This window comes from Glutamicibacter sp. 363 (assembly GCF_052379505.1).
Lineage (GTDB): Bacteria > Actinomycetota > Actinomycetes > Actinomycetales > Micrococcaceae > Glutamicibacter.
Genome location: NZ_JBQSYR010000002.1, coordinates 134159 through 159438 on the forward strand (window position 1 = coordinate 134159; position 25280 = coordinate 159438).

The 25280-nt window shown below is 58.2% G+C and carries 27 protein-coding genes and 3 tRNA genes; 18 read left to right on the plus strand and 12 right to left on the minus strand.

Going from position 1 to position 25280, the window contains the following annotated elements:
- Window positions 1-3: 3 nt before the first annotated feature.
- The 3 genes from ACT3UA_RS02170 (at window position 4) to ACT3UA_RS02180 (ending at window position 377) form a co-directional block, all read left to right on the plus strand.
- Window positions 4-123, plus strand: coding sequence for a DLW-39 family protein (locus ACT3UA_RS02170; protein WP_217990318.1), 120 nt, complete (start codon window positions 4-6; stop codon window positions 121-123).
- 8 nt (window positions 124-131) lie between these two features.
- Window positions 132-204: transfer RNA gene (locus tag ACT3UA_RS02175), tRNA-Ala, on the plus strand.
- A 100-nt stretch (window positions 205-304) separates the two neighbouring features.
- Window positions 305-377 (plus strand) — tRNA-Ala (locus ACT3UA_RS02180).
- Window positions 378-453: 76 nt separating this feature from the next.
- Here ACT3UA_RS02180 and ACT3UA_RS02185 read toward each other — a convergent pair.
- Window positions 454-1596, minus strand: a complete 1143-nt coding sequence (locus ACT3UA_RS02185; RefSeq protein WP_444615398.1) for a glycosyltransferase family 4 protein — start codon at window positions 1594-1596, stop codon at window positions 454-456.
- 882 nt (window positions 1597-2478) lie between these two features.
- Here ACT3UA_RS02185 and ACT3UA_RS02190 point away from each other — a divergent pair.
- Window positions 2479-3348, plus strand: coding sequence for a DMT family transporter (locus ACT3UA_RS02190; protein WP_105554057.1), 870 nt, complete (start codon window positions 2479-2481; stop codon window positions 3346-3348).
- Here the strand turns inward: ACT3UA_RS02190 and ACT3UA_RS02195 are convergent.
- Window positions 3345-3548: a hypothetical protein gene (locus tag ACT3UA_RS02195; RefSeq protein ID WP_105554058.1), complete on the minus strand. Its 204-nt coding sequence runs from the start codon at window positions 3546-3548 to the stop codon at window positions 3345-3347. The two genes, ACT3UA_RS02190 and ACT3UA_RS02195, sit on opposite strands and share 4 nt — an antisense overlap.
- Window positions 3549-3716: 168 nt before the next feature.
- Here ACT3UA_RS02195 and ACT3UA_RS02200 point away from each other — a divergent pair, with 168 nt between their 5' ends.
- Both ACT3UA_RS02200 and ACT3UA_RS02205 read left to right on the plus strand, forming a co-directional pair.
- Entirely contained in the window at window positions 3717-4262 is a 546-nt protein-coding gene (locus tag ACT3UA_RS02200) for a peptidylprolyl isomerase (protein ID WP_444615399.1), read from the plus strand.
- A 248-nt stretch (window positions 4263-4510) separates the two neighbouring features.
- The gene (locus tag ACT3UA_RS02205; protein WP_444615400.1) at window positions 4511-5218 is read left to right on the plus strand and encodes a rhomboid family intramembrane serine protease; all 708 of its coding nucleotides are present in this window, start codon (window positions 4511-4513) and stop codon (window positions 5216-5218) included.
- Window positions 5219-5712: 494 nt separating this feature from the next.
- Here ACT3UA_RS02205 and ACT3UA_RS02210 read toward each other — a convergent pair whose 3' ends face one another.
- Complete coding sequence (locus ACT3UA_RS02210; RefSeq protein WP_444615401.1) at window positions 5713-6327, minus strand: LysE/ArgO family amino acid transporter; 615 nt, start codon at window positions 6325-6327, stop codon at window positions 5713-5715.
- Window positions 6328-6398: 71 nt separating this feature from the next.
- Between ACT3UA_RS02210 and ACT3UA_RS02215 the strand changes: the two genes are divergently transcribed.
- On the plus strand, window positions 6399-7283 hold the full coding sequence (locus ACT3UA_RS02215; protein ID WP_444615402.1) for an ArgP/LysG family DNA-binding transcriptional regulator: 885 nt from the start codon (window positions 6399-6401) through the stop codon (window positions 7281-7283).
- A gap of 82 nt (window positions 7284-7365) precedes the next feature.
- On the plus strand, window positions 7366-7683 hold the full coding sequence (locus ACT3UA_RS02220) for a DMT family transporter (RefSeq protein ID WP_096282922.1): 318 nt from the start codon (window positions 7366-7368) through the stop codon (window positions 7681-7683).
- Between the two features lie 3 nt (window positions 7684-7686).
- Here the strand turns inward: ACT3UA_RS02220 and ACT3UA_RS02225 are convergent, their stop codons facing one another.
- Complete coding sequence (locus ACT3UA_RS02225; protein ID WP_096282923.1) at window positions 7687-7944, minus strand: cell division protein CrgA; 258 nt, start codon at window positions 7942-7944, stop codon at window positions 7687-7689.
- A 213-nt stretch (window positions 7945-8157) separates the two neighbouring features.
- On the opposite strand from ACT3UA_RS02225, the gene ACT3UA_RS02230 reads away from it, so the two are divergent.
- The 3 genes from ACT3UA_RS02230 to ACT3UA_RS02240 are packed head-to-tail and all read left to right on the plus strand — an operon-like array spanning window position 8158 to window position 9752.
- Window positions 8158-8934 (plus strand): class E sortase, encoded by a 777-nt coding sequence (locus ACT3UA_RS02230; RefSeq protein ID WP_096282924.1) that lies wholly within the window; start codon window positions 8158-8160, stop codon window positions 8932-8934.
- 9 nt (window positions 8935-8943) lie between these two features.
- Window positions 8944-9111 (plus strand): hypothetical protein, encoded by a 168-nt coding sequence (locus ACT3UA_RS02235; RefSeq protein WP_176484044.1) that lies wholly within the window; start codon window positions 8944-8946, stop codon window positions 9109-9111.
- Window positions 9108-9752 (plus strand): anthranilate synthase component II, encoded by a 645-nt coding sequence (locus tag ACT3UA_RS02240; protein ID WP_444615403.1) that lies wholly within the window; start codon window positions 9108-9110, stop codon window positions 9750-9752. Before ACT3UA_RS02235 ends, ACT3UA_RS02240 begins: the two co-directional genes overlap by 4 nt.
- Here ACT3UA_RS02240 and pknB read toward each other — a convergent pair whose 3' ends face one another.
- From pknB to ACT3UA_RS02275, 7 genes are read right to left on the minus strand one after another with little or no spacing between them, the layout of a single operon-like run.
- The gene (pknB, locus tag ACT3UA_RS02245) at window positions 9753-11669 is read right to left on the minus strand and encodes a Stk1 family PASTA domain-containing Ser/Thr kinase (protein ID WP_444615404.1); all 1917 of its coding nucleotides are present in this window, start codon (window positions 11667-11669) and stop codon (window positions 9753-9755) included.
- Window positions 11666-13462 (minus strand): protein kinase domain-containing protein, encoded by a 1797-nt coding sequence (locus ACT3UA_RS02250; protein WP_444615405.1) that lies wholly within the window; start codon window positions 13460-13462, stop codon window positions 11666-11668. The genes pknB and ACT3UA_RS02250 overlap by 4 nt, the downstream gene beginning before the upstream one ends.
- A complete protein-coding gene (locus tag ACT3UA_RS02255) occupies window positions 13459-14919 on the minus strand; it encodes a penicillin-binding transpeptidase domain-containing protein (protein ID WP_444615406.1) in 1461 nt (486 codons plus the stop codon). The genes ACT3UA_RS02250 and ACT3UA_RS02255 overlap by 4 nt, the downstream gene beginning before the upstream one ends.
- The gene (locus tag ACT3UA_RS02260; protein WP_444615407.1) at window positions 14916-16304 is read right to left on the minus strand and encodes an FtsW/RodA/SpoVE family cell cycle protein; all 1389 of its coding nucleotides are present in this window, start codon (window positions 16302-16304) and stop codon (window positions 14916-14918) included. Before ACT3UA_RS02260 ends, ACT3UA_RS02255 begins: the two co-directional genes overlap by 4 nt.
- Window positions 16301-17698, minus strand: a complete 1398-nt coding sequence (locus tag ACT3UA_RS02265; protein ID WP_444615408.1) for a PP2C family protein-serine/threonine phosphatase — start codon at window positions 17696-17698, stop codon at window positions 16301-16303. The genes ACT3UA_RS02260 and ACT3UA_RS02265 overlap by 4 nt, the downstream gene beginning before the upstream one ends.
- A gap of 3 nt (window positions 17699-17701) precedes the next feature.
- Window positions 17702-18181 carry an FHA domain-containing protein FhaB/FipA gene (locus ACT3UA_RS02270; RefSeq protein WP_444615409.1) on the minus strand — a complete coding sequence of 160 codons (480 nt, stop codon included), beginning with the start codon at window positions 18179-18181 and terminating at the stop codon, window positions 17702-17704.
- Window positions 18178-18999 carry an FhaA domain-containing protein gene (locus ACT3UA_RS02275; RefSeq protein ID WP_444615410.1) on the minus strand — a complete coding sequence of 274 codons (822 nt, stop codon included), beginning with the start codon at window positions 18997-18999 and terminating at the stop codon, window positions 18178-18180. The genes ACT3UA_RS02270 and ACT3UA_RS02275 overlap by 4 nt, the downstream gene beginning before the upstream one ends.
- Before the next feature lie 270 nt (window positions 19000-19269).
- Between ACT3UA_RS02275 and ACT3UA_RS02280 the strand changes: the two genes are divergently transcribed.
- Together ACT3UA_RS02280 and ACT3UA_RS02285 are read left to right on the plus strand one after the other, a co-directional pair.
- Window positions 19270-19353 (plus strand) — tRNA-Leu (locus tag ACT3UA_RS02280).
- Window positions 19354-19676: 323 nt separating this feature from the next.
- On the plus strand, window positions 19677-20192 hold the full coding sequence (locus ACT3UA_RS02285; protein WP_444615411.1) for a YdeI/OmpD-associated family protein: 516 nt from the start codon (window positions 19677-19679) through the stop codon (window positions 20190-20192).
- Here the strand turns inward: ACT3UA_RS02285 and ACT3UA_RS02290 are convergent, their stop codons facing one another.
- Entirely contained in the window at window positions 20193-21236 is a 1044-nt protein-coding gene (locus ACT3UA_RS02290) for a LacI family DNA-binding transcriptional regulator (protein ID WP_444615412.1), read from the minus strand.
- 138 nt (window positions 21237-21374) lie between these two features.
- Between ACT3UA_RS02290 and uriH the strand changes: the two genes are divergently transcribed.
- The 5 genes from uriH (at window position 21375) to ACT3UA_RS02315 (ending at window position 25279) form a co-directional block, all read left to right on the plus strand.
- Entirely contained in the window at window positions 21375-22334 is a 960-nt protein-coding gene (uriH, locus tag ACT3UA_RS02295) for a uridine-preferring nucleoside hydrolase UriH (protein WP_444615413.1), read from the plus strand.
- Between the two features lie 91 nt (window positions 22335-22425).
- Window positions 22426-23124 carry a dienelactone hydrolase family protein gene (locus ACT3UA_RS02300; RefSeq protein WP_444615414.1) on the plus strand — a complete coding sequence of 233 codons (699 nt, stop codon included), beginning with the start codon at window positions 22426-22428 and terminating at the stop codon, window positions 23122-23124.
- Between the two features lie 77 nt (window positions 23125-23201).
- Entirely contained in the window at window positions 23202-23633 is a 432-nt protein-coding gene (locus ACT3UA_RS02305; RefSeq protein WP_096282935.1) for a universal stress protein, read from the plus strand.
- Between the two features lie 95 nt (window positions 23634-23728).
- Window positions 23729-24448 (plus strand): LysR family transcriptional regulator substrate-binding protein, encoded by a 720-nt coding sequence (locus tag ACT3UA_RS02310; RefSeq protein WP_444615415.1) that lies wholly within the window; start codon window positions 23729-23731, stop codon window positions 24446-24448.
- 42 nt (window positions 24449-24490) lie between these two features.
- Complete coding sequence (locus ACT3UA_RS02315) at window positions 24491-25279, plus strand: enoyl-CoA hydratase/isomerase family protein (protein WP_444615416.1); 789 nt, start codon at window positions 24491-24493, stop codon at window positions 25277-25279.
- Window position 25280: the final 1 nt, after the last annotated feature.

Consider the following 25280-nt stretch of genomic DNA (forward strand, 5'->3'; position numbering starts at 1 on the left):
AGAATGAAAAAGCTCCTGATTCTCGGGACGATTGCGGCTGCTGCGGTAGTCCTAATCAAGAAGGTCAAGGATTCTTCGGAAATCAAGGAAACCTGGCAACAGGTTACCGACAAGGTTTCCTAACGCTTTTCGGGGCCTTAGCTCAGTTGGTAGAGCGCCTGCTTTGCAAGCAGGATGTCAGGAGTTCGAATCTCCTAGGCTCCACAGGTTAGATTGGCGGAAAGCGATCAGCTTTCCGCCAATTCTTTTCCATAGACGAGGTGTGGATTCCTCGGAAAGTGAAAATCTTTCGATAACAGAATACGGGGCCTTAGCTCAGTTGGTAGAGCGCCTGCTTTGCAAGCAGGATGTCAGGAGTTCGAATCTCCTAGGCTCCACAGCATGAAAAGGGCGGAAAGCGATCAGCTTTCCGCCCTTTTTCTTTACCCAAGAGCCACGAAACAATCAATTCGACTACTGGCTGACGCGGGCACGCATCACATTCTTGTAATGGCCCAGCAACTGTTCACCGATACTGAACCACGTGCGCTCTTGCACGCTCAGATAGGCGGTTCGAGCAAATGCCAGCCGCTTGGCATCATCGTAAATCAGGTCGCTCACCCGGGCGCGAAGCTCATTGAGATCTCCCGGGGCGTAAAGCCACCCTGTGCGCGAGGAATCCACTAAATCCAGTGGCCCTCCCCTGCCCACCGCTACGACCGGCACAGCGCAAGCCATGGCTTCTTGGATGGTTTGGCAGAAAGTTTCCGAGGCGCCCGGATGAACGAACACATCAAAGGATGCAATGACTTCCGCTAAACGGGTACCCGAGAGGAAGCCGGTGAAGTGGGCATCGGGCAACGCGTTGCGTAGTTCGTCTTCCAAAGGCCCGGAACCAACCACCACGATTCGGGTGTTCGGCAGCGAATTGAGCACTCGAAGATCTGCCACCTGCTTCTCTGCGGCCAGGCGACCCACATAGCCAATGATGCGTTCACCATTGGGTGCGATAGCCGTACGGAACTTAATATCGCGACGCTCTGGTGTGAACTGAACGGTGTCTACTCCCCTGCGCCCCCACGCGAGCCGTGTGACGCCCAGAGATTCGAGCTGACGCCGAGAAAAGGAACTTGGCACCAGCGTGAGGTCCGCGGCCGTGTGAATGGCTCTGACGTGTTCCCAGAGCCTCTCGGTGAGCCATGGCATCTTATAACGAGCCGCGTAGGTCGGCACTTCAGTTTGATACATCGCCAGCGTCGGGATATCCAATTCCTGCGCGGCGCGCAAGGCACGCCAGCCCAGGAGGAAAGGACTTGCCAGGTGAACTACGTTGGGAGCTTCCTTGGCCAGAATTTTTTTGAGCCGGCCTGAGCCTCCGGCGGCTAAGCGCACTTCTGGATATCTGACCATGGCTACTGAAGGGACGGTGATTACCGGAAATCCCTTGTACGTCCGTGGCACGCTATGGCCCTTGAGCTCACCGGACAGTGAGCCCGCCGGGGTGATAACCACCGCGCTATGGCCGGTGAGGGCCAAATGATCGAGGGTCCTTAGGACCGAGTTGGTGACCCCATTGACGTGGGGCAGGAACGATTCAGCAACGATAGCAACCTTCACATCTCCATACTGCGGTTTCGGGGTAACGCCGAGCTTAACGTGCCCTACAGCGTTCATTAACTTCTAGCATCGGCCAATCGCCAGGTAGTCATATCCCACGAAAATTATCGAAGGCGACTCTACCTAGGCGGCCGCCGAACATGGTTCATGGCGGTGAACAGAAAGTAGATCGGGACCTTCGACTCGGAGTCTTGCGTTTCCCGGTACTCATTCGGCCGGGCGGCGCGAGCGGACATATTTCCCCCGGACCTTCCTGGCTTCGCAAGGGTTGTGGAATCTCCGCCTCCGGAGATGCCATTGCGCGGTTGGACGGGTCCCGAGGACCGGAACCGGATTCGCGTTGGCAGCGAGACCGGTTCTAGTGGGCTATGGGCCCGGAGCAATTACCTCGAGCGGTGTTTTCCATCATGCCGGCGGGAACTGTCGTTAGGATCGTGCCGATCCCGGTGACCTTCCGCTTGCCGTCGATTTCAGTTTCCGCCATTGCCTTTGCCGCCACGATTATGGCCGCCCGAAGTGCTGCCCTATCAGTGAGGCTGGGGCATTGGTCCTGTTCGCGGTGTATATGCCCAGCCGCTTGGGGCTGGCCGGTGGCAACGAGATCGCTAAATTTCCAATGGGTCCCGAAGCAGTCCCTCGCGCGATCGGCGTGGAAAGTGGCATGCAGAATTTTCGGATTGGCAGCTGTTTGACCAGTCAGAGTTTCTCCGCCGAAGCCGGCCATTCCTGTGCCGTGTTTGTGCCGCAAGAGGGATGGGCGAATCGATTTATTAGAGCTTGAGTTGGGTGTATGCATAAATGCGTATATATAAATACGAATCTTGGCGGGCTGACTCCGGGCTCGGCTCAAGGCAGTGATCCTGAACTTGTAAGCTTAGCCGGGTGACGTTCTTATTGGCCGCGGTGGGAATACTCGGCATTTCAGCATCTGGCCCCATCATCGCGGCATTTCCCAGCGTCCCGGTGATGTCCATGGCCTTCTGGCGCAATGCGGCAGCGGCCCTCATTCTTGCCGCACCTTCCATCAGGAAGAATCCTCGGGCGTACCTGCAATTCACTCGCCGCGAATGGTTTTATCTTCTCGTGGCCGGCGGCGCGCTTGCCCTGCACTTTGTGTGTTTCATGTTTGCCGTCCGAATGACCAGCGTCGCAGCGGCAACCGCCCTAGTTTGCATTCAGGGCGTTTGGATAGCTTTGTTTCAATCCCTGCGCGGAGTTCGCTACCGCTCCCCGGTAATTATCGGTATGAGCGTCGCGATTCTAGGAGTAGTGACGATCACCGGATTCGACTTGGGGCAGGGGCGCACCGCATTCTTCGGAGACCTCTTAGCACTGGCCGGTGGCATCCTTGCAGCTATTTATACCTTCGCCGGCGCAGCGGCACGGCGCACCATGACGACGTCCAGGTACACCTCGATCTGCTATGCGGTCACCGCGATCTTGCTGCTACTGATGTGCTTGTTTACAGGCCAACCGCTCTGGGGATTTGATGCCTGGGGTTGGCTGGGGATCATCTTGCTGACGGTGTGCGCACAGTTATTTGGGCATACAGCGATGAACCATTTGTTGAGTGTTCTCGGTCCGTTGACGGTTTCGACCTTGATCTTGTTGGAGATTCCAGGCGCTGCCCTGCTCGCGGCTTTGCTCCTAGGTCAGGTGGTTCCTGTCGGGACCTATCTGGGTTTAGGGATTATTCTGGTGGGACTTGTTCTAGTAGTGCGTGGGCAGGCGAAGCCCAAACTTGAGGTTTAGTCCTCGGAGATAAGATTTTGGACTTCGGCGACATTCGCTTCGCGAGATTCAACAGGTTGCTGCGGCTCTGCGATTTTTGGTTCGTTTTCCCAAGGGTCCTCAACCGGCCTTGAAGCCTTCCACATGGCGACCCCTAAGGCCACGAGTCCGACGAACACGCCGAATGCCAAAAGTTTTCCTGCTGCACTTTTCTTGCTCATGGTTACTCCCTAATGAATCAATTTTCGTTACCAGCTACGTCCAGACTAGGCAGTTAGCTGATGCGAGGCCAGTGTTCAACAGACGCGCTCGGATAATCGCGCAAATGTTTCACTCAACGCGTACCCCAGCTTTGGCGGCCTCGCCCCTACTCATGGGAGAATAAAGCCATGACCGCAAACGCAACGCATAAAGCCACGATTCACACTACTTTGGGCGACATCGTCGTCGATCTTTTCGGCAACCACGCCCCGAAGACCGTAAAGAACTTCGTTGGCTTGTCGACCGGTGAGCAGGAATGGGTACATCCAGAATCCGGTGACAAGAAGACCAACACCCCGCTATACAGCGGGACCATCTTCCACCGCATCATCTCGGACTTCATGATTCAGGGTGGCGACCCACTGGGTCAGGGCTTCGGCGGCCCAGGCTACCAGTTCGATGACGAGATCCACCCAGAACTGAACTTCAACGAGCCATACAAGCTAGCGATGGCAAATGCCGGTATCCGCATGGGCCGTGGAACCAACGGTTCCCAGTTCTTCATCACCACCGTCCCAACCGCTTGGTTGCAGGGCAAGCACACGATTTTCGGTGAAGTGACCGAAGCCGAATCACGCAAGATCGTCGACGCGCTGAACGCAGTCGCCACTGACGGCCGTGACAAGCCAACGGAAGATGTTGTTATCAACTCGGTAGATATCGAGACCCTGTAACACCCTCTTTACCGACGTCGGCTCCGGTGATTCCCTAGTGGAGTCGCCGGAGCCGACGTATTTAACAGACAAACGCACAAATGAGATCAAGGTTGAAATAGATGTCTTACGGTCAAGTGACTCCCGCGGGCCAAACCGCTCCCACCTGTTTTAAGCACCCCGAAACGATCTCATATGTGTCATGCACCCGCTGTGGCCGCCCGGTGTGCCCACGCTGTCAGGTACCTGCACCTGTCGGAGTCCAGTGCGTGGAATGCGTCAACGAAGCTAACCGGAACATTCCTACACAGCGCACCGAATTCGGCGCACGAGCGCGCCAGGGTGCCCCGATCATCACTTATTCTCTGATCGCACTCAACGTCTTGGCCTACATTGCCCAGTGGGTCATCCCGGGAACCACCGAGAATATGTGGCTGGTGCCCGCCTTGGCTGGATGGGAGCCCTGGCGCCTGATCACTAGCGCATTCGCTCACTCAACTGGATCCATTTTCCACCTAGCAATGAACATGTACGGGGTTTACCTCTGTGGTGTATTCCTGGAGCCTCGCTTAGGGCGGGCCCGCTTCGGCTGGTTGTATCTGCTCAGCGCTCTAGGCGGCTCACTGGGGATCCTGTTGCTTAGCCCCGCGTCGAGCGCCACCTTGGGCGCTTCGGGGGCACTGGCGGGACTATTCCTATCCCTCTTCGTGGTCTTCCGCACCAACAAGCAAGTCCTGCGGCAAATGGGTATCGTGCTGGCGCTAAATGTAGTGCTCGGCTTCGTCGTAGCGGGGATCTCCTGGCAAGGACATCTAGGTGGCGCCGTGATTGGCGCGCTAGCTGCCGCCTGCATCGTCCTGGTGCCCCGTAATCCACAGCGTTCGAAGATTCAGTTCACGTTGCTGGGGATTATGACGATACTTGTTGCCGTGGCGATATATCTTTCCGCAGCAGCGGTCAAATGGCCGATGGGCTAATTCGAACTCTCTGGACCCGAGTTATCCACACAATTTATCCACACTGTTAATAACTTACATCCGTGTAACTCACAATTGAATGCCAATCCCCCACCGCTGAGACCCCCGAAGTTCCGCGGATATGCCATCCGAGGTATTGAATACGCACAGCCTTACCCACATTTGTGGATAACTTTTAAACAGGGCCTGTAGATAGCGATACTACGAAGGAGTATGAGGGGTGTGATTGCTTGTTCGAATCTTTAAGCGAATCGGCATATTTTGGGGATATCCCTGATATAGGCGTGATGTCCACACGAGTAATCCACAGTGTTAATAACTTACAACCATGTGATTCCACAGCCTTTATTCGACTCTGACTAGGTCTTTTCTATAATATATACAAGTAGTCTCAGTGTTATCCCCATCTGTGGATAAAGTTGTGAACAAGTAAGCGCGACTGTTCTCCACAGGGCATGTGGATAAGCCGTTAATACTGTGGATATCTGACGCGCCTAGTCAAAGAGCGGCAGTACTAGCAAGGCAGCAAAAGCGGCCATGAAGACGCAGATAATTCCGTCAAGAACGCGCCAAGACTTGGCGCTGGAGAACACCCGGGCTAAAAACCTTGAGGCATAGCCAAGGGCGACAAACCAAGCGATGCTGGCGGCTATCGCACCACCGGCGAAGTGCCACTTCCCCTCACCTTGCGTGACAGCCACCGAACCTAGCAGCAGCACGGTATCCACATAGACATGCGGATTAAGCCAAGTCAGCGCAAGCGAGGCCAGAATGACGGATAGCCTGGCGGTCGGCGCCGATGACTTCGATGTACTCAGAACACCCGGAGAAATTGCCCGACGTAGCGCGAAAATTGCATAGCAAGCAAGGAAGATGAACCCACCTACCCTCGCATAAGTGAGAATCCATGGTGCGCGCTCAACGATGGCGCCGATTCCGGACACGCCTGCGAGGATCAGCAAAATGTCTGACAGAGCGAAGATGCATACCGTTAGTAGTACGTGCTCTCGTCTGATTCCCTGGCGCAAAAGAAAGGCATTCTGAGCTCCGATGGCAATGATTAGCGAAAGCCCTGTGGAGAAGCCGAGGAGTGCTGACGTGTGGATCATGAGGTAACCGTAGAAGAAACTCTTTTTCGCTGTCGAACTTAAAAAACTGATGTTGCATTAGTGTTTCTAATGTGAATCTTGATCTTGAGCACCTAGACACACTTCTTGCGGTGGTGGATGCAGGCAGCTTCGACGATGCTTCTATCGACCTTGGCGTGACCCCGTCCGCAATCAGCCAACGTATAAAAGCCTTGGAAAGCCGCCTCGGTTCAATATTGCTGGTGCGCAGTCGGCCCGTGAAACCAACGGAGAAGGGTGCCAGAGTTCTGCGATACGCTAGACAGATTTCCTTGTTGGGCACAGAATTCAGCCACGAACTCATGCGAGACGAGGTGCTTCAGGGCAAAATCACGCTCTCGATCGGCGTAAATTCCGATTCTCTCGCGACCTGGTTTTCTCCCGTATTCACCGAACTGACTCGGTGGCCGCAGCTTAGCTGCGAGATTCTACGCACCGACGAAAATCTCACCATGGAACTACTTCGCACCGGACGGGTCAGCGGCGTGGTGACTAATAGCCCAGAAGTAGCGCAAGGATGCTCCGTGCAGCGACTAGGGGCTATGCGATACCGAGCGGTAGCGGCGCCAAACTTCTTGAGCGCGTGGGCTGCTCAGGATCTGTCGCAAATGCCGATAGTACTTTTTGATCGAGCAGACCCGCTCCAGCACCAAATGCTTGAGCTTATAGACAGCTCGAAGAATCGACCTACCGGAACTATTTATTACGTCCCGGACTCTTCGCAGTTTGTCCAGGCAATACGCGCCGGCATGGGTTGGGGTATGGTGCCGGAGCAACAATTGTGCTCAGCGCCGGAGCTGAAAGCACTCGACGATAGTTGGTTCATCGACGTCCCCTTGTACTGGCAGCGCTGGTCGGTGGATTCACCTGCGCTTGACCGGCTCGGGTCCATATTGCTCAATGCCGCAGAGCAAAACGGGCTAGATTTGCTAATCTGAGAGGGAGTCGGCAGCAAGCCCACTCCCGGACGAGGGAGCCGTACCCGGAACGACAGCTAAGACGGCCAGTAAGGTAACTGGCATGTATTGGCTAATTCTTGTGATCTCGGGGCTATTTGAAGCGGTTTGGGCTACAGCATTGGGGATGAGCTCAGGGCTCACAAAACTCGTCCCAACAATTATCTTTTTCACTGCGCTAGTGATTTCAATGGGCGGGCTAGCCTACTCAATGAAAGAAATCCCCACCGGGACCGCCTATGCGGTCTGGGTGGGGATTGGGGCTTCTCTGACGGTCATCTATTCAATTGTGACCGGTCAAGAAGCATTCTCAGCACTGAAAGTATTCTTTATCGTGGGGCTGATCGGCTGCGTAATCGGGCTTAAAGCCGTCAGTCACTAAACGCTATTTCCAGCCAGTCGTCATGAAGAAGCCGACCATGGCAATGCCAAAGCCGATGACAATGTTCCAACCGCCAATACTAGGGATTGGGAATAGTGTCTGCGAAATGTAATAAACAATAATCCAGACCAATCCCAGGAGCATCAAGCCGAACATCACTGGCTTGTACCAGCTGGGCATGGGCTTATCCACCGCATGTGCGCCTTGTGCTGTCTGCTGGGACTGTGTTTTGTTCTTGCGTCGTGGCTTAGACTCTGGCACTAGAACGCTCCCTCGGCTTCATCCGCATAGTGTAGTAAATGTGGGAGACTCTCAGGTCTTCCCGGTAGGCTTGGGGCAGGTAATGAACGAAAGCTCGCATCGATTTCCTGCGTAGATTCCATACTAGCCGTAATGTGCATAGTCCATTGATTTACGGTTCACGGAAGTTCAACCGTTTTCTAATGCCCGATCGCCCAAAGGAGCATCACCGTAGTGAATCGTGTAGCGTCCGCGCCCGGGCGAAGAATGGCTCGTGAAAAGCAAACGGTCGGAAGCAGGATCACTGGATTCCTCGGTGAACTGCTCATTACCTTGGGCATCGTCCTGATGCTTTATGTCGTCTGGGAACTGTGGTGGACGAATATCGATTCTGCGAATGCCCAGAAAGAAGTCACGCAGAACCTAGTTCAAGACCTAGGCGATGTGGTGATTCCCGAAGAAGGCGTCGAAGAAGAAGAGGAAATCGACTACGGCCCTGCGCCGGTGGCCGAAGCTGATCCGGGGGACACCTTCGGGATCATGTACTTCCCAACCTTCGGTAAAGACGGGACTCACCATCCGGTGAGCTACGGTGTGCAGAGTTCCGTGATCGATAATCTCGGAATCGGTTACTACCCGAATACCCAGTTGCCGGGAGAAAAAGGCAATTTTGCGGTCGCTGCTCATCGCCAGACCCACGGACAGGTCTTTTGGGATATCGATAAATTGGATAATGGGGACCACGTCTACTTGCAAACCAAGGAAGGCTATTACACCTACACCTGGTTTGACACTGAAATCGTAGCTCCGTCCAATGGCGACGTTCTGCTTCCAACGCCCCATCAGTGGGGCGTTGAGCCCACGGAATCAATTCTCACGATGACCAGTTGCCACCCGCCATTTAGCACCCGTGAACGCATCATTGCCTATTCCGAGCTGACCGATTGGCGCCCACTAGATGCCGGTCCGCCCAAGGAAATTCGGGAACTCGTTGCAGACGCCACAAGCTAGGGAGAAATAATGTACGCATGGATTTTTCGAAATCTGCCAGGACCGGTGTGGTTACGCATTATTGAGGCATTGATCCTGATCGCTGCGGTCGTGTTGTTGCTGATGGTGTATGTTTTCCCATGGCTGTCGCAATACAGCCCATTTACCGATTCTACGATTGGCCAGATAACCCCGTGAGTACCACCAAGATCCTCGTAATCGACAATTACGATAGCTTCGTCTACACCCTCGTCGGTTATCTTCAAGAGCTCGGCGCGGAAACAACCGTGTACCGCAATGACATGATCAGCCTCGAGCAGGCGATCGAACTTGCTTCCGAGTACGACGGGGTGCTGGTTTCTCCTGGACCAGGGGATCCTGCCGGAGCTGGAGTGAGCATCGACCTGATTAAGTGGTGCGGTGCGCACTCCAAGCCGATGCTCGGCGTCTGTCTGGGCCACCAGGCCCTAGCCGAAGCCTATGGAGGCACGGTCACGCATGCCGAGGAGCTGATGCATGGGAAGACCTCATTGGTCAGCCATGATAATCATCCGGTTTTCAAGGACGTGGCCAATCCATTTACCGCCACGCGCTACCACTCGCTCGCTGCCATACGCGAGAGCATCCCGGAGTCCTTGGAAATTATCGCGCAAACCGCCGGGGGAGTCGTCATGGGATTGGCACATCGCAGCGCGCCGCTGTGGGGGCTGCAATACCATCCCGAATCCGTGCTCACCGAACAGGGCTATCAGATGCTCGGCAACTGGTTGGAGTTCGTAGGTCTGCAGGGCGCGGCCGGCAAAGCCGCAACCCTTAGTCCACTATTCAGCGGAGAGTAGCTACCCCTCTTGGTTTCCTCTGCCTCGACCATTGCCATTCCCAGGTCCGCTTGTGGACTGAGGGGGCTTTGACGATTCTGGCGTCGAAGAAGTAGCTTCTTCTGGCTCGTCAGTTGCCTCGGACTCTTCCGAATCATCGGCAGGTTCCGAGGGCGTAGGGGTTTCGCTGGGAGTGGGTTCGGCCCGTTTAATCGCTTCAGATACCTTCACCAGCGATCCCTGGGGGGCTTCCGTGCCGGCGACGGGATCCTGCAAGAAGAGCGTGCCTGGCTCCTCATCGCTCTCGACCTCAAGGAACTGTGCACGCAGTCCCACATCATCTGATGTGAGTGCCTTTTCCGCTTCATCGCGGCTCATCCCAGTAATGTCTGGAACCTTGACCATACCCGTTGAAAGAATCAGGTCAACGGTCGAACCAGCCTTGACCTTCGAGCCTAGCTCAGGGCTGGTACCAATCGCCCAATCGGTAGGGATGCTCGGGTGGTTTTCGCGGCTAACTTCGCCAACGACCAGTCCTGCTTCGCGGATTGCATCGCGGGCTGCCACTTCGGATTGGTTCTCCAAGGACTCAGGGATAACCCGATCCTCGGATCCATCGGAGATGAAAAGCTTCACCGTGGAATCCTTGGGAAGATTCGTCCCGTCGTTCGGATCGGTGCGCGTGGCCTTATTCTCATCAATGTCTTCGCTGAATTCATGTTCGACGTTCACCTTGAAGGTCGCATCATTCAGCAATCGCGTCGCGTCCTCCTCGGAAAGGTTCTTAACCTCGGGAACTGCCACTGGCGCGCGCTGTTCTGCCTCCGCCTGCAGGGAGCGAATGACCAGGAAACTAGCGATGCCCACGGCGAGCAAGGCGATAATGGTCAACAACCAAATCAAGCCACGATTCGACCGATGGTCCCGGGGCTCGGTCTGCCGAGCATCTGAACGGGAGGAAAAGACCGGGTGCTCGCTGGTGACCGGGTGCCGCGGTGGGGAACCCTCTTCTGCACGCTCATAAAATGGCACGCTAGCGGCGAGAATCGTGGCCGACTCGTCTCGGTATTCAATGCCGTTTTGCGCATCCTCTAGGGCCGCGGCAAAGGCTCCGGCGGACTGGAAGCGTTGGTCCCGTTCCTTGGCCAGGGATTTGAGCACCACCGGGTCATAGATTTCCGGGAGATCGCTGTTGACCTCACTCGGCGGAACTGGGTTCTCGCCGACATGCTGGTAGGCGACCGAAACCGGGGAGTCCCCGGTAAAAGGAGGCTGATGGGTGATCAACTCGTAGAAGAGGCAACCGGCGGAGTAGATATCCGAACGGTAGTCCACCAACTCACCGCGCGCTTGTTCGGGAGAGAAGTACTGCGCGGTGCCAACTACCGCGGCAGTCTGCGTCATCGTCGCTGAGGTGTCCATGGCCCGGGCGATTCCGAAGTCCATGAGTTTCACGTGGCCCTCATCGGTCAACATGATGTTGGCCGGCTTGATATCGCGGTGCACCACATTTTTCATATGCGAATGATCCAGCGCATCGCATACGCCGCGAATTAGTTCGACCGCATACTGTTCGTCGACTTGCTCTTCGCTCAGTACCTGCTTCAAGGTTCGTCCGGAAACATATTCCATGACGATATATGGAGAGGTGGCATTGCTGTGTTCGGTAGCCGGAAGTTCACCGGTGTCATACACGGCAACGATATTCGGGTGGCTCAGCCCGGCTACCGATTTCGCTTCGCGTCGGAATCTGTTGACCACCATCGGATTATCCGCTGTGTCCTGCCGCAGGACCTTCACCGCTACCTTGCGCGCAAGCGTGTGATCGGTGGCCAAGTACACGTCGGCCATGCCACCGCGGCCGATCAACGAGTGAATTTCGTAGCGGTCGGCGATCAGCCGGGGCAAGCCTGGCGGCAATGCATCAAATTCACTCATGGTGCTTCGCTTATGCCTGTTTCTTCTGGTGCTGGCGAATCGGTGGGGCTTGACGTTGGTGTGGTGCTAGGCGTCGACGAAGGGGTCTCCTCGGGCTCTGGACCCGAGGAAATCACCAAGGTGACACGAGAGCCAGGGGAGACCTGGGTGCCTTCGACAGGCGTCTGGCTCAGCACCGTGCCGGCAACGGAAGAGTCGTACTCTTCCCCTCCCTTAGCCACGGCAAGTCCGGAATCCTGCAGCAGCTTCTGTGCTGCCTCATAGCTCATTCCGGTGACCGCGGGAACCTCGGTCATTTCGGGAGCCTTGGCATAGCTGACGTTGATGGTGGAACCCGGTTCAACGCTGCCGGTCGGGGACACCGACAAGACCTCGCCCGGTTCGGAACTGGAAGTTTCTTCTGCTGCGGCAGCTACGTCCAAGCCAAGCGCCTCCAGCACGCTGGTCACCGCGTCGATGTCCTGCCCGACCAAGTTAGCGGGCACGGTGACGAACTGGGCCGACTCCGTTGGTTCGGAGCTCTCCTCGCTAGGCTCGGTGGTTTCCTCGCTAGGTTCGGTGGTTTCCTCGCTTGGTTCGGAGCTTTCCACAGAGGCGGTGGTGCTGGCCGGCGGAACGGTCGGCTCCTCATTCGAAGAGTTGATCTTGGGAATCAGCCAAGTGCCGAGGGCGATGAGCGCGGCCAGGACGATGACAACCACCAATGGAATGATCCACGGGTTGCGCTTTTCCTCGGCATAGTCGTCTTGACGGTCAACCTGATGCTCGTCGAAGCCTTCGTCATCATAGCCTGCGGCGGCGAGCCCGGCTTCGGCCGGTGCCACTACGGTCGGCATGGCGTTGGTCAACGGCGGAGCGGTTTCGACAGGGGTCACCGCGCGGGTGGCGTCATCGTCGATGTTCAATGCCTGGGTGGCATCATCTTGCACGCCGGTGATCAGCATACCGGGTACGGCGATGGTCGCGGTGTTCGTATCCCCCTTGCGCAGTGCCTCGGCGGCGTCGGCCAGCGCGTTGGCGTTAGCTGGACGGTCTGCCGGGTTCTTGGCGAGCATCGACATGACCAATTGGCGCACTGGTGCCGGAAGCGAATCCGGCAGGGCCGGAGGCGCGTCGTTGACCTGGGCCAAGGCGATGGCGATCTGTGATTCACCGGTGAAAGGGCGACGTCCTGCAAGGCACTCGTATCCGATGACACCCAGTGCATAGATGTCCGAGCTGCCGGTGGCGATCTGTCCGGTAGCCTGCTCGGGGGCCAGATACTGGGCGGTGCCCATCACCTGTCCGGTGGCGGTCAGCGGGACCTGGTCGGCCAGACGTGCGATGCCGAAGTCGGTAATCTTCACCACGCCGGTAGGCATGACCAAGATATTTCCCGGCTTCACGTCGCGGTGAACCAAGCCGTGCTCGTGGGCTGCGGCCAAGGCGCGCGCGGTTTGAGCGATCAGCGACAAGGTGCGGTCCACCTCGAGCTTGCGCTCGCGTTCGATGATCGTCGAAAGCGGTGGGCCCGGAACGAGTTCCATGACCAGGTACGCGGAGCCTTGCTCCTCACCGTAATCGAAGACTCCGGCGATGCCCGAGTGGTTCAGCAGCGCCGTGTGGCGCGCTTCGACGCGGAAACGAGTCAAAAAACTCTCGTTGTCCGTGTATTCCTCTTTGAGGATCTTGATCGCTACTAGACGCCCGAGAACCTGGTCTCGTGCCTTCCAGACCTCGCCCATGCCACCGATCGCGATGCGGTCGGTCAGCTTGTATCGACCGCCCAAGGTGGTGCCCGTTACTGGCCTCACTTGTTGAACACCGCCTCTGTCATCTTCTTCATCAGTGACCCGGCCGTGTTGTGGCCGGTGTTGTAAGGTACATCGTGAATTGCGATAGTGATCGCCACCTGTGGATCGTCTCCCGGGGCAAAGCCCGTCATCCAAGAATTGAATAAGGCAGTTCCGTTGGCGTCTTCACGCCCGGTCTGCGCGGTACCGGTCTTGGCGCGCAGATCGACCCCCGGAACGCGTGCGTTCATTGCCGTGCCCGAAGCAACCGGCCCGGCCATCATGTCCGCAACTTCATTAGCGATTTCGGGCGTCGTCGCCGTCGAGAACGCCTTCGGTTTGGGTTCTTCAATTACACGCAAATCAGGAGCAACCACTTTCTCGACCAAATTGGGCTGCATGATGACGCCGTCATTTGCGATTGCCATGGCAACCATGTTCATTTCCAAGGGCGTCGCCTTGGTATCATCTTGGCCAATGACAGCACGTGCAAACTGATCCTTTGTGCGGTTTTCCGGGAAAGTGCTCGGACGAACGGAGAGCGGAATTTCAAGCTGCTGGCCGAAGCCAAAACGCTCGGCCACGTCGGAAAACGGCTTCTCGCCGAGATCTAGGAGCATCGCACCAAACGGGGTATTGCAGCTTTGCGTGAAGATGAAGTCCAGTGTGGCAGTTGGCCTTCGATCGCAAATGCCCGCAGAGAAGTTTGTTAGCGGTGGTCCACTGCCCACATCGAGGCTACTCGGATTTTGTAGTTCTGTGGTTCGATCGTATTCCCCAGACTCCAGGGCCGCCACCACGTTGAGGATCTTGAAGGTCGAACCGGGCCAGATAGGCGTATCGATCGCCGGATTGACGTAAGGGCTGAGGCCCGAAACGCTGGTCAGCTCCTTCATGTTCTCCGCCGCCGCAGAGGTCGAATGCACCGCCAGATCGTTTGGATCGTAGCTCGGCTTCGAAGCCATGGCCAGAATGTCTCCGGTTTTCGGATCCGTCACCACAATAGTGGCCTCTAAGTCGTTCGGAATCATCTCGTAGGCCTGCTTTTGCAGTTCCCCGTCGATGGTCAACTCGACCGATGCGCCTTCCGCGGTCTGTCCGGTGAACATCGCGGTGAGCCGGTCAAAGACGAGGTCGGAACTGCTGCCGGTCAACCAGTCGTTGAGCTCTGATTCCAGGTGTGTGCTGCCATTGGCCAAGGAGTAGTAACCGGTTAGGTGAGCGTACTGCTGGGGGTCGTTGTACTGGCGCTGATAGGTGAATTGACCGTCGTCGGTGGGTACCGATTCGGCAATGGGTTTGCCATCCACCAAAATGGCACCACGCGGCAGGTCGAACTCGCGGAAGAGCTGACGCTTATTCAACGAGTTCTCGGCAAGTTTCTCGGAGCTGAAGAACTGGATGTAGCTCAATCCGGCCAGGCAAATAATAAACATCATGGTCAGCGCGATCCAGACGCGCTTAATGGCTTGATTCAAGCGTTCTTCACCGCCTTAGGGGTCGTAGCTCCCGGAGTCGCAATCTCGTCGGTTGGTCCCACACCGCCGGTCATCGGCCGGCGCGAGTTATGCGAAATCATCAGCAGCAAGGCGATGATGATCCAGTTGGCGAGCAAGGAGGAGCCGCCTGCGGCCATAAATGGAGTGGCCAGACCGGTCAGTGGAATCAAGCGCGTTACGCCGCCGATGATGACGATGCACTGCAGCCCCAGGGTGAAGGACAACCCCGCCGCAAGCAGCTTGCCGAAGGTATCTCGCGAACCCAATGCGGCACGTAAACCGCGGCTGATCAGCAGCATGTACAGCAGGATAATAGCCGTCAGGCCGATCAGGCCGAGCTCTTCACCGAAGGAAGCGATGATCATATCCGAGTTCGCTAGCGGCACCCGGTAGGGGGATCCCTCACCTAAGCCGGTGCCGAAGAGACCGCCATCGGCCATGCCGAATAGTCCTTCGACGATCTGCATGCTGCCGCCCCTGGCCTGGTAGATCTCCGGGTCGAAGGCATTGAGCCAAACATCGATGCGCCGGGTCACGTGGCTCATCGTGGTGGCTGCGAAGACACCGCCGGCTGCGACCATGAGCAAGCCGATCAGCACCCAGGAGATGCGCGCGGTTGCCACGTAGATCATCACGATGAACAGGCCGAAGAAGAGAATCGAGGAACCCAGATCGCGCTGGACCACCAGCACTCCGATGGACAAGATCCAGGCCACCACCATCGGGGCCATATCGCGCCGGCGGGGCAATTGCAGCGGTCCGATTTTGCGCCCGGCCAGCAAGATCAGATCTCGGTTGGAGGAAAGATACCCGGCAAAGAAGATCGACAAGGTGATCTTTGCCAGCTCACCTGGCTGCATTGAGAATGCGCCGAGTCGAACCCAAATACGGGCACCGTTAATGGTCACGCCGAACCCTGGAATCATCGGCAACAGCAGCAGGATAATGGATGCCAACAAGGCGATATAGGTGAATCGGCGAAGCATGCGATGATCGCGAATCGCCCACAGAACGATGGCGGCGATGATGACCGCGATAGCGGTCCAAAGCAGCTGCCGCATCGACTGGCTTGTCGTTTTGGCCAAGTCAATACGATGAATCATGGCTAGGCCAAGAGCGTTCAGGGCCACCGTAATCGGAAGTATTACCGGGTCGGCATATTTGGCGAAGATGCGCAGCATGATGTGCATCAACAGCGCGAGTCCAGCCAAAACTCCGGTCTGCACAAAGAAGTCTTTGCCGTCGTCGCTGTCCGAGGAACTTCCGACGAGGAAGAAGGCTGCGGCGCCCACGCTCAAGGCCAGCAGCAGCAGGACCAGCTCAAGGTTGCGCCGTGGAACCGGTGCGGTGTGCAGTTCGCTCATCGCATGATCTCCTGACAGTAGGCTGGCGGAAGGGGAAGGTCATCGCTGGCACCGTCTGCACCTGGTGCCAGGACCGGACAATTCTGTTTCGCTGTAACCAGCAACTCTTGAATCATCATGCTTGCGTGCTCAAGGCTGTCTGCCGGAATGGAGGATTCCACCCGTTGGCGCGAGTACTCTGGCAAGGCTTCGAGCGGGATATTGCTGACCGTATCAACCTCGGATAGCGAGATGGGGCCAAGCTCCTGCGGCACTCCCTTGTAGATGGCGACCTTGTCTCCGACAGCGCCAACATAGAACTGGGTTTGCGTCCACAGATAACCCCAGACCCCGAGCCCGATCACCAGAAGCGTGATCATGGTCAGCAGCAAGGGCATGATCCAACGGCGGTGCGGCGCACGCGACTCGAGCGGATCGAGGATTTCTCCGGCCGCAGGGGAGCGGTGCGTGAGCAGCGCGGCGGCGCGACGCTCGCCGGTGTGCTGGGTGACCACCGGTATCTGCCCGGTCTGCGTGGCAAGCTGCGCGGCTCCGACAAGGAGGTGGGGGCGCTGAGAAATTTCATGGCGCAGGACCGACGCGCTCGCCTCAACATCGCCTTCGGCGGCGATGGTCAGCTGGCCGGTATCCGGGGCCGGCTCGAGAACCGAAGGTTCGGCATCTTCGGATTCGTCGACCTCGACCAGCTCAAAGAGCACCACCGTGACATTATCCGGGGCTCCATTGCGCAAGGTCGTGGCCACGAGTTCATTGACGGCCGCATCCATATCTGCGGTGCCGCGCACGATTTGTTCGATTATGGGCACGGCTACCGCATCGGTTAGCCCATCGGAGCACAGCAGCCAGCGTTCGCCAGCGGTTGCCTCGAGCTGTTGTACATCAAGTTCGGGGGAGGCATCCGAATCGCCAAGCACGCGCAACAGCACGTTCTTATGCGGGTGGGTCTCTGCCTCGTGGGGTTGAATGCGCCCCTCTTCGACAAGCCGCTGCACGAACGTGTGGTCACGGCTGATCTGTTCAAACTCGTTGTTTTTCAGCCGGTATGCGCGGGAGTCGCCAATGTGCGCCATGTGCAGGGTCTGCCCAGAGAGCAACAGCGAGGTGACGGTGGTACCCATTCCCGAAAGCTTCGGGTTCGCGCCCACTAGTTCGTTGAGAACCAGATTAGCCGCCTGGATTTCATCGGGAAGCGCATTTTGCGGGTCTGCAGTGTATCGATGGTCAAGATGTACCAGATCCAGCACGGTGGATGCCGAGGCCACATCGCCACCGACGTGTCCGCCCATGCCATCGGCAAGTACCGCAAGATATTCTCCCGCGTAAGCGGAGTCATCGTTCTTTTTGCGCACGCGTCCGACATCGGACATCGCCGCGAATTTGAGCTTTAAAGCCATTGGCTAGGCCTTCAATTCCAGGACAGTCTTCCCGATGCGGATTCGCTGTCCCGGTTCGACCGGCTGCGCGCGGGTGAGCTGGCTTTCGCCTATGAAGGTGCCGTTGGTGGAGCCAAGGTCTTCGATGAACCAACGGGAACCCTGTGGGAAAAGTCGGGCATGGCGGCCCGAGGCGTAGTCGTCTTCAAGCACCACGGTGGCATCCTGAGCGCGGCCGAACAGGATCGGCTGGCCCTGCAACGGGATACTGCGCCCTGCCAGGGGGCCTTCAACGATCTGCAGGGTATGTACTGCCTTGCGCGTGCTGATCTCTGGTTCGGCAAGTTCTGGATTCTTTTTCAGTGCCCGGGCGCTAGGTGCTCCGGTTCGAGCTCGGGTGCCGATCACCAAGTCACGGCGCATCGCACCGACGATGCTCAGCACGAGCAGCCAAATCAAGACAAGAAAGCCAAGTCGGAACAGGTTGAGAACCAGATCATTCATGCACGGCCTCCGTTGCTAGGCGTAATTAGGCGAAAGACTATCTTGGTCTGTCCGATAGTGATGATCGAACCGTCCAATATACGCGTCTCACCCGAAATCTTCTTACCGTCCACATAGGTGCCGTTGGTTGAACCTAGATCGGTGACGGCATAAGCGCCCTTGCCCTTCGCTTCGAAACGGACATGCTGCCGCGAAACGCCGGTGTCATCCACGGGGATGTCGGTGCTCGCCGAACGCCCAAGCACGATCGAATGGTGATGAAGCGCGAAGCGTTGTCCGTTGACCTCGACAATCGCCTGTTTGGGAAGCGGCGGGGCTGCCGCCGCCGGCGGGGGAGTAGGGCGTGGCTGAGCGGAGGTTTTGGGGTCCGCAGCTGCGGCGCCCTGTTCCTGCTGCGGCTTGGAGGCCTTCGCCTTGACCGGGGCCGAAGCTGCCGGGTTGGCGCTGGAGTCCTTGACGGAACCGGAAACTTCCATTTCGCCGGGCTTGAGCTCCTGGGAATTCACGAAATGAATCATGATGTTTCCTTGGACCGAATAGCCCTGGGTTACTGCATGTTCCGCGGTTACCTTGGCCATCTCGTTGACGACCGGTGAGCCCCACGACTTGGCCGTTGCAAAATCCTTGTCGCTCAACGAGACGATGAAATCGTTCGGAGCAAGACTGCGACCCTCGCTGATCGCCAGAATTCCACGATCCATTTCGTTGCGCAGGGCGCTGGTGAGTTCAACCGGCTTGATGTCTGCGGTGCTGGTGCCACGAAAGAAGCTGGTGACGACCTTCTCTAAGCCTCGTTCGACGTTGTCGAGAAAGCTCATTGCGTGTGCTCCTTTCCTGTAGTCCACGGCGTTTGAAGGCCTTGCGATCTTAGTCTGATGCCTTCGAGACACAGAACTTCATTATCGATCTTACTGTTTACAGCTGTGCAATTCCCGGAAATATCCTTGAAGGAACGACCAGCATCATATTCAACGCCCCAGCAGCCCAAAAGGTTTCATGTGGCGCTAAGCACATGTGGGCCCTCTGATTAGGTGAACGGCAAAAAGTGCGTGTAAGCTATTTCTTGTTGCCGCGAGAGCGGGAATCATGCGCGAGTGGCGGAATTGGTAGACGCGCTGGCTTCAGGTGCCAGTGCCCTTCGGGGCGTGGGGGTTCAAGTCCCCCCTCGCGCACATGTGGAAAGAACCTCTCACTGGTCTGAAAAGACCAAGTGAGGGGTTCTTTTCGTTAACTCGCAAATGATCTTGATTTCGGTTCATGGCTCATAATATGGAGCCAAGGGCTCAGGGCGTGCCAATAGCCAGCGCCCAGCGAGCGGCGAAAACCATCGCAGTAATCCTGGCCTCACGATCTGCACGATTCTCCTGATTCGAGAAAAATTATTCGCCGGGCGTGGGAGCAGCCACTTCTTCCCGGCCTTAAACCCGGCCATATTGCCTGCGCGGCCCATCACATAGAATCGGATTCGTTGGATTACCGAAACGATGAGGGCGTCATGGCAGGCACTAGCAAAAGCATCGAACTGGCCGGAACCGTGCACCAAATCGAGGATCGATTGGTGTTGCGCTTCGAGCAAGAATCCAGTCAAAAACTTCCCAGTCGTGGGCAGGTGGCTGTGCGGCTGGTGGATTCAAACCAAAGTCTCATAGTGGAACCGGATGGGCGCCGTGGGCATTGGCTGCCTGCCGAACAGCTTGATCTGGAACTCGGGCAGCGACCCGTATTGCAAGTGGCGATCGCCGAGCAGTGGCCCGAGGTAACCCTCCCAGAAGATCTAGCCGGCGCCCTTGACGACGCGAGCGATCTGCAGGACACCTGGGAAGGGCTGACTCCCATGGCCAGATGGGAATGGGCGCGGTGGGTCAAGTCGACGAAGAACGCCGCGACCCGACAGCGGCGGGTGGAAGTCAGCATTTCCAAGCTGCGCGACGGCAAGCGGCGCCCCTGCTGCTTTGACCTGTCTTCCTGCACCGACCCGGAAGTTGCCAAGAGCGGAAAGCTGATCGAGTAGTTATTGGGCCCCACCGCTAGAGGCGCGAATCATGAGTTCGCTGGACAGCAGTAATTGGGATCGCTCGAGGCCCTTGCCCTCGATCAGGGTGCGCAGCGCCAGGGCGGCCTCAATGCCTACGGCCTGGGCATCGAGGCGAACGCTGGTCAGCGAAGGGTTCGAGGTAGCGGAGAAGGGCAGGTCATCGAAGCCGGTGACCGCCAACTCTTCGGGGATCCGCACCCCAGCGACGCTTGCGCCATGCAATACGCCGTAGGCGTGCGTGTCCGTGGCGCAGGCCAACGCGGTGATGCCCGCGTGTTTCCATTGCTTCCAGTTCGCGGAGAAGGTCGCTGCGGCGTCTCCCATTTCAATGGTCGAGGATCTGATGGCGGTCGCCGGAACTTCCATGCCGTGTTCGGCCGCCGCGTCCAGAAAGGCTTCGCGCCGCATGCGCAGGGTGGCGGTTCCGGTGTTTGCGTCGAGATAGCCAACTTTGCGGTGGCCCTGTGCGGCGAGGTGTGCCGCCACATCTCGTGCGCCTTGGAGCACATCAAAATTCACCGATGGAACTTCTTCTGGCGCATCCGGCGCATCGAGGGCGATCATTGGCAAGGGGCTGGATAATTCGGCGAGGAATTCGGGCGTGGGCGCATGGACGAGCAATCCTGCTGGGCGCAGGCCCAGCAGGCGCCGGGTTTCGGCGGCGCTGGGCGACAGGCCGGCGTCGGTGACCGACAGCAGCAGCTGGTAATCCTCCCCGAGGACCCCGCGAACCCCGGCGATGAGCTTAGCGAAGAAGGGGTTTGAAATATCCGGGGCCACCAGAATGACCAGCGAGCTGACCCCGCGAGCCAGCGAACTGCCGATGCTATCCACGTAGTAGCCGAGTTCGCGAATAGACTCGCGAACTCGTGCTTCATTCCTTTTGGAGACTCGTCCGCTGGATTTGCCATTGGCCACCAGCGAGACGGTTGCCGTGGAAACTCCAGCATGGGCCGCGACCATGGCAGCGGTGACCTTGCGCGCTGGCTGGGGTTGGTTCGGCGAATCACCATTATTCATGGCTCCATCCTAGTGTGCCGTCGAGCGTGCGCAATGTCGGGGTTAAGCGCTTGACGCTTGGCGTTATCCGAGGAAGAATCGAGGGTAACTACACATCGAACTCCCGATAGCCGGCTATCGGGCGGATCAAGGGCGCACATGAGCACACCACGTAAGATCATCCTTGACTGCGATCCGGGGCACGACGACGCGGTCGCCATCCTGTTGGCCCATGGAAATCCGCAGATCGAGCTGCTTGCGGTAACGACCGTCGTCGGCAATCAGACGCTGGAGAAAGTCACCGACAATGCACTGGCGGTGGGCACCATCGCCGGGATTACCGGGGTGCCGTTCGCCGCCGGTTGCCCGCGCCCGCTGGTGCGCAATATCGAAACCGCACCCCAGGTGCATGGTGACTCCGGGATGGACGGCCCGGCCCAGCCTAGCCCGCGCATCGAATTGGACGAGCGCCATGCGGTGGACCTGATCATCGAAACGATCATGTCGCACGAGCCGGGGGAGATCACGCTGGTGCCTACCGGAGCGTTGACGAATATCGCGTTGGCGGTGCGCCGCGAGCCACGCATCGTCGAGCGCGTGCGTGAGGTCGTGCTGATGGGCGGCGGCTACCACACCGGGAACTGGAGCGCCGTGGCCGAATTCAACATCAAGATCGACCCCGAAGCGGCGCATATCGTCTTCAACGAGAACTGGCCGGTGGTCATGGTGGGCTTGGACCTCACGCACCAAGCGCTGGCCACCAAGGAGGTGGTGCGGCGCATCGAGCAAATCGGCACCGGCCCGGCAAAATTCGTGCGCGAGCTCATGGACTTCTTCGCCCAGGCCTACCATGACCACCAGGGCTTCGACGCCCCGCCGGTGCATGATCCCTGCGCCGTGGCCTATGTGATCGATCCAACCGTGGTGCGCACCCTGCGCGCGCCGGTCAGCGTTGAATTGCGCGGCGAACTGACCTTGGGCATGACGGTAGCGGACTTCCGCGCCCCGGCTTCGGCCGATTGCCACACCTCGGTGGCCGTGGATCTGGACCACGAACGCTTCTGGGATCTGGTTGTCGACGCCCTGGAACGCATCGGTGAGGTCGAGCTAACAGCGTAGTTTCTCCAAAATCCAGCTAATTGTGATGACAGTCAATGCCAAAGCGCACCGTCATGCATAGACTGGAGATAAATACAGCTCAGGAGGCGAAGTGGCAGTCAAAACCCCGCACCAGAACGTAACCTTCGAATCGTCCGGAACGCAGGCGCACGGCTATCTTGCGCTTCCCGAGTCCGGTAAAGGCCCCGGCGTCATCGTGATTCAAGAATGGTGGGGGCTCACCGACCACATTCGCGATATCGCAGACCGCCTCGCCGCCCAAGGCTTTGTCGCCCTGGCTCCGGATCTCTACGGCGGCTCGATCACCCATGATGGCGACGAAGCCGGCAAGATGATGTCCGAACTGCCCGCAGAAAAGGGCGCGGAGCTCTTATCGGGTGCGGTCGACTACCTGCTCGCCAGCGACTATGTCACCGGCGGCAAGCTGGGGGCCATTGGATTCTGCATGGGCGGCGGTTTTGTCCTGCAGCTGGCCGCTCAGCAGGGCGAAAAGATCAACGCCGCGGTGCCGTTCTACGGAGTCGGCCAGGGTGTGCCCAACGAATTCAGCGGCGTGCGCGCGGCAATCCAGGGCCACTACGCGAACTTCGACGACTCCTACCCGGCCACCGAGGCCAAGGTCCAGGAGGAGCAGATTCGCCGTGAATCCGGCGCCGAGGTCCGGTACTTCTACTACGACGCCAAGCACGCATTCCACAACGACGAGAACCCTGCGGGCAACTACGACGCCCAGCTCGCAGATCTCGCCTGGCAGCGTGCCGTGGACTTTTTGCGGCAAAAAGCCAACTAAGCGCATAAAGTGGTAGGCATCACAGTCGGTGTATGCCTCGAATACTTCCGAAGCAATCCAAAACTCAAGGAGAAATAATGTCTGAAACCATCCTCGTAGGTGTAGACGGTTCCGAAACTGCGCAGCGTGCAGCCCGCCGTGCCGCCGAACTTGCAGTGAAGCTCGACGCCGATCTGGTGGTGCTCACAGCTCACGCCTCGGACAACACGGAGGTCGTCTCCATCGGCAGCGACACCTGGATCCTCGACGACGCCGAGCAGGCTCGCAAGCTGGCCCAGCGTGTGGCAAATGACGTGCGCAACGCGGTGCCAGGCGTGAAGATCAGCGCCGCCGCCGGCCACGGCAAGCCAGGCGACGTCTTGATCGCCGATGCAACCGATCGCGGCGCCTCGATGATCGTCGTCGGCAACGTGGGCATGAAGGGCCTGGGCCGCGTGCTCGGCTCGGTCGCCTCCTCGGTAGCCCACTCGGCACCATGCGACGTGCTTGTGGTCAAGACCGACAAGTAAGCGAAGCTTGAACTGCGGCGGGTACGGATCTTTTCCGGCCCGCCGCAGGGCTTTAACCGCACCGCACCCCAGCAAAAGACCAGTAGGCTTTAACCGTGCAAAAACTTCGAGTTTCCTACGTAGCAGGCGTCACCCCGGGCAAGTGGATGGATCGCTTCACCGAACGCTACCCGCAGGTCGAATTCCAGGCTTCGCGCTACGATGGCGAAGACATCCTCAACCTGCTGGCAACCGATCAGGCCGATGCCGTCTTCGTGCGCTACGTCGGGGATTCGCCAAAGGACGCCACTCGGCATCTCATTCCGCTCTACGAAGAGCTCGAGGTCGTCTGTGCGGCTAAAGACCACGACGTCGAATACTACGAGGAAACCATCGACGAGCAGGAAGTCGCGAAATTCCCGCAGCTTGACCTGTCCGAATACCCGGAAGAGGCCGGCGGGATCCCGATCGCGATGGAAGTTGTCGCCTCCGGAGCGCAGGTACTGCGCGTTCCGCAGAGCATCGCCCGGCTATACCAGCGCAAGGACGTGGTCTATCGCCTCATCGAAGGCGGAGCGAGAACACAAATCGGGATCGCCTGGCCCACTGCCCTGGAGGATACCGAGCTGGTCGATGAATTCATCGGCATCGTCCGCGGGCGCAGTGCAAATTCTTCCCGCCAGGCCTCGGTGCGCAGCACCCAGAAGGAAGCCAAGGCGGTTAATGACAAGCTGCGAGCGGCAGCCAAGGAAAAAGCGAAGCTGCGTGCAAAGCAGGAAAAGCAGGCTAAGGCCAAGGCGCGTTCGGGCGGGGCCAAATCCCGCAAGCGCCGATAATAACCTAGTCAGCCATGCTAGAGACATGAGAGAGTAGGCAATATGGAGCAATTCGATACCCTCAGTCTGAGCACGCAGGGCAGCGCCCTGGTCATCACCATCAACCGGCCTGCCTCGATGAACGCACTGGCCCTGGAGGTCGTTGCAGACCTCGAGCGGGCTGTCGACTACCTTGAAGCCAGTGGGTTCAAGCACCGCGGAGTGGTCATTACCGGCGCGGGAGAGAAAGCCTTCGTAGCCGGGGCGAATATCGTGCAGATGAATACGATGGACGCCGCCGCGGCCGAGGCCTATGGCCGCCGCATGCACCAGGTCACCGAGCGACTCGAGTCGCTGCAGTTGCCGGTGATCGCCGCGGTAAACGGGTTCGCCCTGGGCGGCGGGTGCGAACTGGCCTTGGCCTGCGATTTCATCTACGCCTCGCAGAAGGCAAGCTTCGGACAGCCCGAGGTCACCCTCGGCCTGGTGCCCGGGTTCGGTGGATCGGTACGTCTGCCGCGCCGCGTGGGCCATGCGATGGCCCGCGAACTGATCTTCACCGGCCGCCGGATCAAGGCCGAGGAGGCCCTGCGCATCGGCCTGGCCAACCGCCTGGTAGCCCCGGAAGAACTGCTCACCGAAGCCGTCGCGACCATCGAGGAAATGGCCAAGGTTTCCCCGACTGCCGTGGCGAACGCCAAGCGCGCCATGATTAAGATGGACTCCCTCGACGTCCACGCCGGCCTCGAGCTGGAAGCGCAGAGCTTCCGCGAGGCCTTTAATACCGCCGATTCCGTGGAAGGCCGGGCGGCATTCGTTGATAAACGTGCGGCGAACTTCCCCGGAAACTAGC